The following is a 7,760-nucleotide window of genomic DNA, read 5'->3' as shown; positions in this document are numbered from 1 at the left end:
TAAAAGCGTGTATAAAACGCATGCACTGATAAGAAATTTGAATGTTTTCATAAAATGAATCTATTATAACGTGAGTTCGATATAAGGATTAATATATTTGCTTGATTAATAGAAACATAGCGATAAAAGTATTAAATTTATAGTGTCAAGTCATAACATTTAAACGATTATCACTATGTTTTCAACGTCTAAAGTTACAGAGATTTATTGTAGGGCGGATGATTTCTGCAAGAAATTTACATTGCAACAGGAAAAACTATAAAGATACGGAAATACGGACTTATACAAACGGGCAGTACAACATCTGGCGATACTTCCCCGTCCAAAAATACACTTTTGTATCAAACCTGATCGAAAGAAGCTCCGTAGATGAAAAAGGAAGACTTTAACCAACCCCATGATTTCATGCAATGCGGCATTGACGACGCACTTCCTTGCATACTCATGAAGTACTGCCACACACCCTCATAAAGCACTGCGTCAGTGGGTGACGAAGCACTGCCTTACACCTCCACGAAGTACTGCATGAACCCGGCAGGAATAAAAAAAGCCGCCCCAATCACTGGGACGGCTTTTTCATATCAATAAGAATAGTGTCGGATTTACTCAGCCTTTGCTTCTTCGGCAGGAGCTTCAGCGGCAGGAGTCTCTGTAGCGGCGGGAGCTTCTGGATCGACAGCAGGAGCTTCAACAACAGCGGGGGCCTCCGTCGCAGCAGCGGGAGCAGCCTTCTTGGAAGAACGGCGTGTACGGGTTGCTTTCTTGGTTACCTTGTTCTTTGCCATATTCTCGTCGTAGTCAACGAGTTCGATGAAGCACATCTCGGCATTGTCACCCAGACGGTTGCCGGTCTTGATGATGCGGGTGTAGCCGCCCGGACGATCGGCAATCTTCACAGAGATTTCCTTGAAAAGTTCAGTTACAGCATATTTGTCCTGCAAGTTGCTAAATACTACACGACGGGAGTTTGTAGTGTCGTTCTTTGACTTGGTGATCAGCGGCTCAACAAACTTCTTCAGAGCTTTAGCCTTTGCAACAGTCGTAGTGATTCTTTTGTGCTTGATCAGAGAGCACGCCATATTGGCCAACATAGCGTTTCTGTGAGAAGCAGTACGACCCAGATGGTTGAATTTCTTGTTATGTCTCATTGTTTATTCTTTATCTAATTTATACTTAGAAATATCGGTTCCAAACGACAGATTCAGACTGTCCAGCAAATCATCAAGCTCGGTCAGCGATTTCTTACCGAAGTTGCGGAACTTCAGGAGGTCGGTCTTGTTGAACTGTACCAAGTCGCCCAATGTCTCCACTTCGGCAGCCTTCAAACAATTGAGGGCACGCACGGAGAGATCCATGTCGACGAGCTTGGTCTTCAGCAACTGACGCATGTGCAATACTTCTTCATCGAACTCTTCATTGTCGTCGGCATCATTGCTTTCGAGGGCAATCTTCTCGTCGGAGAAGAGCATAAAGTGATAAATCAGGATCTTTGCAGCTTCCTTCAGCGCATCTTTCGGGTGAATGGAACCGTCGGTAGTAATTTCAAGTATCAGCTTCTCGTAGTCGGTCTTCTGTTCAACACGATAGTTTTCCACCTGGTACTTGACGTTACGTATCGGAGTGTAAATGGAGTCGATAGGAATTACGTTCACATCGGTGCAGTATTCCCGGTTCTCGTCGGAGGGGACATAGCCGCGACCTTTGTTGATGGTAAGGTCTATCTGCATCGTAGCTTTTGGATCTAAATGACAAATAATCAATTCAGGATTTAACACTTCAAATCCCGTCAGATACTTACTTATGTCACCAGCCTTAAATTCACTCGAATTCTCGATCGTAATGCTTACCTTTTCGCTCTCGAATTCCTCTACTACTTGCTTAAACCGTACTTGCTTCAGGTTCAAGATAATGTTAGCAACATCTTCCTTTACACCGGGGACACTGGAAAATTCGTGCTCAACTCCTTCTATTCGGATAGAGGTGATGGCAAAACCTTCCAATGAGGAAAGCAGGATGCGGCGCAGTGCATTACCTACAGTAATACCGAAACCGGGCTCCAACGGACGAAATTCGAACTTTCCGAATTTAGAGTCCGCTTCCAACATTAAAACTTTATCAGGTTTTTGAAATGCTAATATCGCCATGAAATTAATTATTATTTAGAGTACAATTCTACGATTAAATGCTCCTTAATGTTCTCAGGGATGTCTGTTCTTTCAGGTACATGCAGAAGCTTGCCTACCTTTGCATTGTCATCCCACTCCAGCCAGGGATACTTGCTGTGGTTGAAACCTGCCAGCGAGTTGGCTATCACTTCCAGAGACTTGGAACGTTCGCGAACACCGATCACCTGACCGGCCTTCAGCGAATAAGACGGGATGTTTACCACTTCACCGTCTACCGTGATGTGCTTGTGCCCCACCAGCTGACGGGCAGCAGCACGCGTAGGAGCAATACCCAGACGGAACACGACATTGTCCAGGCGGCATTCGAGCAACTGCAACAGAATTTCGCCGGTAATACCTTTCAGTGCAGCGGCCTTCTCAAAGAGGTTGCGGAATTGTTTTTCCAGTACACCGTAAGTATATTTAGCTTTCTGCTTCTCACGAAGTTGCACCCCGTATTCAGAAGTCTTTCTCTTTCTGGAGTTACCGTGCTGTCCGGGAGGATAGTTCTTCTTAGACAAAACTTTATCCGCTCCGAAGATACCTTCACCGAATTTACGGGCTATTCTTGATTTTGGTCCAGTATATCTAGCCATTTCTTTTAAATATTAAATTGTTTATTGATGAACTCAATTTGTTGCAGCCGCGATTGCAGAGAAGAATTGTACAATCCAATAACAAAATCAAGTTTCATGCTTAGTAATAAAGGTAAATCTTAAACTCTACGTCTTTTAGGGGGACGACATCCATTGTGCGGCAGCGGAGTTACGTCGATAATCTCTGTAACTTCGATTCCGGCTCCGTGAATGGTACGGATAGCAGACTCACGACCGTTACCGGGACCTTTAACATAGGCCTTTACCCTTCTCAGACCAAGATCGTAAGCCACTTTGGCACAATCCTGGGCAGCCATCTGTGCTGCATACGGAGTGTTCTTCTTAGAACCTCTAAAACCCATCTTTCCGGCAGAAGACCAGGAGATAATCTGACCTTCACTGTTTGCCAGAGAAACAATGATGTTGTTGAAAGATGAATGGACATGCAACTGACCGTTGGCATCCACCTTTACATTTCTCTTTTTTGCTGCAACTGTTTTTTTTGCCATATCAACAATTATTATTTAGTAGCTTTTTTCTTATTAGCAACGGTTTTCTTTCTACCCTTCCGAGTACGAGCATTGTTCTTAGTGCTCTGGCCTCTTACAGGAAGACCAATACGATGACGGACACCACGATAGCAGCCAATATCCATCAAACGCTTGATGTTTAATTGAACTTCCGAACGAAGATCACCTTCCACTTTATACTCGGCAGCAATGATCTCACGAATCTTGCCTGCCTGTTCATCAGTCCAGTCTTTCACTTTCAGGTCTTTGTCCACACCTGCTTTTCCCAAAATCTTTGCTGAACTACTACGACCTATTCCGTAGATATAGGTCAACGCAATTTCTCCTCTTTTATTCTGAGGCAAATCGACACCAACTATTCTTATAGCCATATACTTAATTATTTTTTTTGCAAAAATAATAAATTATCCTTGACGTTGTTTATACTTAGGATTTTTCTTGTTAATAACATACAAACGGCCATTACGTCTAACGATCTTACATTCTGGCGTACGTTTCTTTAAAGAAGCTCTTACTTTCATATCTTATAATTATTTATATCTGAATACAATTCGTCCTTTTGATAAATCGTAAGGAGACATTTCGACTCGCACTCTATCTCCCGGAAGGATTTTGATATAATGCATACGCATCTTCCCGGAGATGTGGGCAGTAATCTCATGTCCGTTTTCCAATTCAACATGAAACATTGCATTAGACAATGCTTCAACTATCACTCCATCTTGTTCTATTGCAGACTGCTTTGCCATATTAATTCTTTATATTGCTTGATCTCCCAATACTTCTTCTACAAATTCAAATGACGAAAGAATATCCGCCTTTCCTGCACTGACAGCTATCGTATGCTCAAAGTGGGCGGCACATTTTCTGTCCTTTGTACGGACGGACCAGCCGTCACCTTCCATCACCACGTGACGGTCGCCCAAGGTTATCATAGGCTCGATGGCAATGCAAAGTCCACGCTTCATCATCGCTCCCGTACCCCGTCTGCCGTAGTTAGGTACCTGCGGATCTTCATGCATCTCCTTACCGATACCGTGACCGACAAACTCGCGTACCACTCCGTATGAACGGGACTCACAATACTGCTGTATCGCATAGCCTATATCTCCCAAACGTTTGCCTTGAACAGCATTCTCAATGCCGATATACAAAGCTTCCTTGGTTACTTTCAATAGATTTCGGACGTCTTCAGCGACTTCACCTACACAAAACGTATAAGCTGAATCACCACAAAAACCATTCATGCAGGTACCGCAATCAACAGATACAATATCACCCTCTTTCAGCACCACATCACCCGGTATGCCATGCACAACCTGCTCATTGACCGACGTACAGATAGATGCCGGAAAAGGTTCACCATACGGACTGGGAAACCCCTTGAATGTAGGGACTGCCCCATTATCTCTAATGAACTCTTCAGCCACCCTGTCCAGCTCTTTTGTCGTCACTCCGGGCTTGATAACTTTGGCTATTTCAGCCAAAGTCTTGCCCACGAGCAAATTACTGGCACGCAGTAGTTCTATTTCATCATTTGTCTTAAGAAATATCACTTCAAAATCTATTAATATGCAGCTATATTTCCACTACGTCCCTTAATACGTCCCGACTTCAACAAACCGTCATAATGTCTCATCAACAAATGACTCTCAACCTGCTGCAACGTATCAAGAACAACGCCAACAAGAATCAATAAAGATGTTCCACCAAAGAATTGGGCAAATTCGGCCTTCACACCAAATACACCCGCAAAAGCAGGCATAATGGCAACAAGCGCCAGGAAGAATGAACCGGGCAGCGTAATGCGCGACATGATTACATCAATATACTCTGCTGTACTCTTACCGGGCTTGATGCCGGGAATGAAGCCGTTATTCCTCTTCATATCTTCAGCCATCTGAGTCGGATTGATGGTAATTGCAGTATAGAAATACGTAAATACAATAATCAGCGCTGCAAACACCAAGTTATACCAGAAGCTTGTATGATCAGTAAACGCACGCATAAAACCGCTCATCTCATTGGCATTACCGGACAAACCGATAAATGTAATGGGAATGAACATGATAGCCTGTGCGAAAATGATAGGCATCACATTAGCCGCATTCACTTTCAAAGGTATATACTGACGGGCGCCGCCATACTGCTTGTTGCCGACAATCTTTTTAGCATACTGTACCGGAATCTTACGAACACCCTGTACCAAAAGGATAGCAAAAGCAATCACAACCAGCAACACGACAATCTCAATGAGGAACATAACCAGACCACCTGCCTTTTCAGTCACGCGGGATGTCAATTCCTGAGTAAAAGACTGGGGCAAACGGGCAATAATACCAATCATAATAATCAATGAGATACCATTTCCAATACCCTTGTCAGTAATTCTCTCACCAAGCCACAAAATAAACATACTTCCGGCCGCCAATATGATGGTAGAAGTAATCATAAACAGAGTCCAATCTAATGAAGCATTTAAGGAAGGACCAGCCTGCATTTTAAGGTTAATAAGATAGGAAGGCGCCTGCACCAGCAAAATAAAAATAGTCAGCACACGCGTGTACTGGTTCATTTTTCTTCTGCCGCTCTCTCCTTCACGCTGCAGCTTCTGAAAATAAGGCACTGCAATACCCAGCAACTGGATTACGATGGAGGCCGAGATATAGGGCATAATTCCCAATGCAAAAATGGATGCATTCGAGAATGCACCTCCCGAAAACATATTTAACAAGGCTAAAAGGCCCTCGCTCGTTTGTTGATGCAACTGAGTCAGCATTGCAGGATTGATACCCGGCAAAACGACATAGGAACCAAAACGGTAAATTGCCACAAACAATATGGTAATGAGGATCCGTTGTTTCAGATCCTCAATTTTCCATATATTCTTTAATGTTTCAATAGCTTTTCTCATTGAATCAGAGTTTTACTACTTGTCCACCAACAGCTTCAATGGCAGCAACAGCACTCTTGGAGAATGCATGTGCCTGTACATCCAACTTAGTAGTCAAAGTTCCGTTACCTAATACTTTTACCAACTGATTAGAAGATACGAAACCTGCAGCAACCAGCTCATTGATACCTACAAACTGCAGATTCTTAGCTTCAGCAAGTTTCTGAATAGTATCCAGATTGATAGCCTTGTATTCAACACGGTTAATGTTCTTGAAACCGAATTTAGGAACACGACGCTGAAGAGGCATCTGGCCACCTTCAAAACCAATCTTCTTAGAGTATCCAGATCTTTGCTTGGCACCTTTATGACCTCTGGTAGAAGTTCCTCCCAAACCAGATCCCGGACCACGTCCAATTCTCTTTCTAGTCTTAGTAGAACCTTCAGCAGGTTTTAAATTACTTAAGTTCATATTGTAATTCGTTTTATATTCAACAAATAATTACTTAACGATGGTAACCAGGTGCTTTACCTTATCCACCATTCCAAGAATTGAAGGAGTACATTCGTGCTCAACCACACGATTCATCTTATGAAGTCCCAGCGCATCAAGAGTCTTTTTCTGATTAGCAGGTGCACCAATTCTACTTTTAATCTGTTTAATCTTTATAGTTGACATATTTTTCCTCCTTATCCTCTAAATACTTTTTCAACACTGATGCCTCTGTTCTGGGCAACCATACGCGCATCACGCATTTCGCTCAGTGCAAGGATTGTAGCCTTCACTAGATTGTGAGGGTTTGAAGACCCTTTGGATTTAGCCAAAACGTCTGTTACACCTACGCTCTCCAATACAGCACGCATAGCACCACCAGCTACAACACCCGTACCATGAGAAGCTGGCTTGATAAACACCTCAGCACCGCCGAACTTAGCAGACTGTTCGTGAGGAACGGTACCCTTCAGAACAGGAACCTTAGTTAAGTTCTTCTTTGCAGACTCAACGCCTTTAGCAATGGCAGCCGTCACTTCACCGGCTTTACCCAGACCCCAACCGATGACACCTTCTTCATTTCCAACTACCACAATAGCAGAGAAACTAAAAGTTCTACCACCTTTGGTTACTTTCGTTACACGATTGATAGCTACCAATCTGTCCTTCAGCTCTATATCGTTCGAAATTTTAACTCTATTATTAAGTCCTGCCATAATGATTAAAATTTAAGTCCACCTTTACGGGCAGCATCAGCTACCTCTTTTACTCTCCCATGATACAAGTAACCATTACGGTCGAAAACTACAGTCGTAATACCGGCTTCCTGAGCCTTCTTTGCAATCAGCTCACCTACTTTAGCAGCCTGTTCCTTCTTAGGCATCTTCTCAGTTAAACCCAGTGAAGAAGCGGCAGCCAAAGTCTTGCCAGCCAAGTCATCGATCACTTGAACGTAAATTTGCTTGTTACTTCTAAATACACTCATACGCGGGCACGTAGCCGTACCGGAAATTTTATTGCGTACTCTATATTTAATCTTAATTCGTCTTTCTATTTTTGTTGTCATAATACTATCAATTTAAA

13 protein-coding genes are annotated in these 7,760 nt (G+C 43.1%); all 13 read right to left on the bottom strand.

Annotation, left to right across the window (positions count from 1 at the left end):
* Positions 1-602: 602 nt before the first annotated feature.
* Positions 603-1,148, bottom strand: coding sequence for a 50S ribosomal protein L17 (rplQ, locus tag Q0Z70_RS08345; protein ID WP_298073635.1), 546 nt, complete (start codon positions 1,146-1,148; stop codon positions 603-605).
* 3 nt (positions 1,149-1,151) lie between these two features.
* On the bottom strand, positions 1,152-2,144 hold the full coding sequence (locus Q0Z70_RS08340; RefSeq protein WP_298073634.1) for a DNA-directed RNA polymerase subunit alpha: 993 nt from the start codon (positions 2,142-2,144) through the stop codon (positions 1,152-1,154).
* A gap of 11 nt (positions 2,145-2,155) precedes the next feature.
* Positions 2,156-2,761, bottom strand: coding sequence for a 30S ribosomal protein S4 (gene rpsD / locus Q0Z70_RS08335; protein WP_298073633.1), 606 nt, complete (start codon positions 2,759-2,761; stop codon positions 2,156-2,158).
* A 119-nt stretch (positions 2,762-2,880) separates the two neighbouring features.
* Positions 2,881-3,270: a 30S ribosomal protein S11 gene (gene rpsK, locus Q0Z70_RS08330; protein ID WP_298073632.1), complete on the bottom strand. Its 390-nt coding sequence runs from the start codon at positions 3,268-3,270 to the stop codon at positions 2,881-2,883.
* An 11-nt stretch (positions 3,271-3,281) separates the two neighbouring features.
* Complete coding sequence (gene rpsM, locus Q0Z70_RS08325) at positions 3,282-3,662, bottom strand: 30S ribosomal protein S13 (RefSeq protein WP_298073631.1); 381 nt, start codon at positions 3,660-3,662, stop codon at positions 3,282-3,284.
* 33 nt (positions 3,663-3,695) lie between these two features.
* Positions 3,696-3,812, bottom strand: coding sequence for a type B 50S ribosomal protein L36 (gene ykgO, locus Q0Z70_RS08320; protein ID WP_002558051.1), 117 nt, complete (start codon positions 3,810-3,812; stop codon positions 3,696-3,698).
* Between the two features lie 9 nt (positions 3,813-3,821).
* Positions 3,822-4,040 (bottom strand): translation initiation factor IF-1, encoded by a 219-nt coding sequence (gene infA, locus Q0Z70_RS08315; RefSeq protein WP_298073630.1) that lies wholly within the window; start codon positions 4,038-4,040, stop codon positions 3,822-3,824.
* Positions 4,041-4,049: 9 nt separating this feature from the next.
* Complete coding sequence (gene map, locus Q0Z70_RS08310; RefSeq protein ID WP_298073629.1) at positions 4,050-4,847, bottom strand: type I methionyl aminopeptidase; 798 nt, start codon at positions 4,845-4,847, stop codon at positions 4,050-4,052.
* Positions 4,848-4,858: 11 nt separating this feature from the next.
* Complete coding sequence (secY, locus tag Q0Z70_RS08305; RefSeq protein ID WP_298073628.1) at positions 4,859-6,205, bottom strand: preprotein translocase subunit SecY; 1,347 nt, start codon at positions 6,203-6,205, stop codon at positions 4,859-4,861.
* Between the two features lie 4 nt (positions 6,206-6,209).
* Entirely contained in the window at positions 6,210-6,656 is a 447-nt protein-coding gene (gene rplO / locus Q0Z70_RS08300) for a 50S ribosomal protein L15 (RefSeq protein WP_298073627.1), read from the bottom strand.
* Positions 6,657-6,686: 30 nt separating this feature from the next.
* Positions 6,687-6,863 (bottom strand): 50S ribosomal protein L30, encoded by a 177-nt coding sequence (gene rpmD / locus Q0Z70_RS08295; RefSeq protein ID WP_298073626.1) that lies wholly within the window; start codon positions 6,861-6,863, stop codon positions 6,687-6,689.
* 11 nt (positions 6,864-6,874) lie between these two features.
* A complete protein-coding gene (gene rpsE, locus Q0Z70_RS08290) occupies positions 6,875-7,393 on the bottom strand; it encodes a 30S ribosomal protein S5 (RefSeq protein WP_298073625.1) in 519 nt (172 codons plus the stop codon).
* A 5-nt stretch (positions 7,394-7,398) separates the two neighbouring features.
* Positions 7,399-7,743 carry a 50S ribosomal protein L18 gene (gene rplR / locus Q0Z70_RS08285; protein WP_298073624.1) on the bottom strand — a complete coding sequence of 115 codons (345 nt, stop codon included), beginning with the start codon at positions 7,741-7,743 and terminating at the stop codon, positions 7,399-7,401.
* Positions 7,744-7,760: the final 17 nt, after the last annotated feature.

It is taken from the genome of uncultured Bacteroides sp. (genome assembly GCF_947632445.1).
GTDB lineage: Bacteria > Bacteroidota > Bacteroidia > Bacteroidales > Bacteroidaceae > Bacteroides.
Note: the sequence above shows the minus strand (reverse complement) of the source record. Positions and strands in the feature narration are given on the sequence as shown.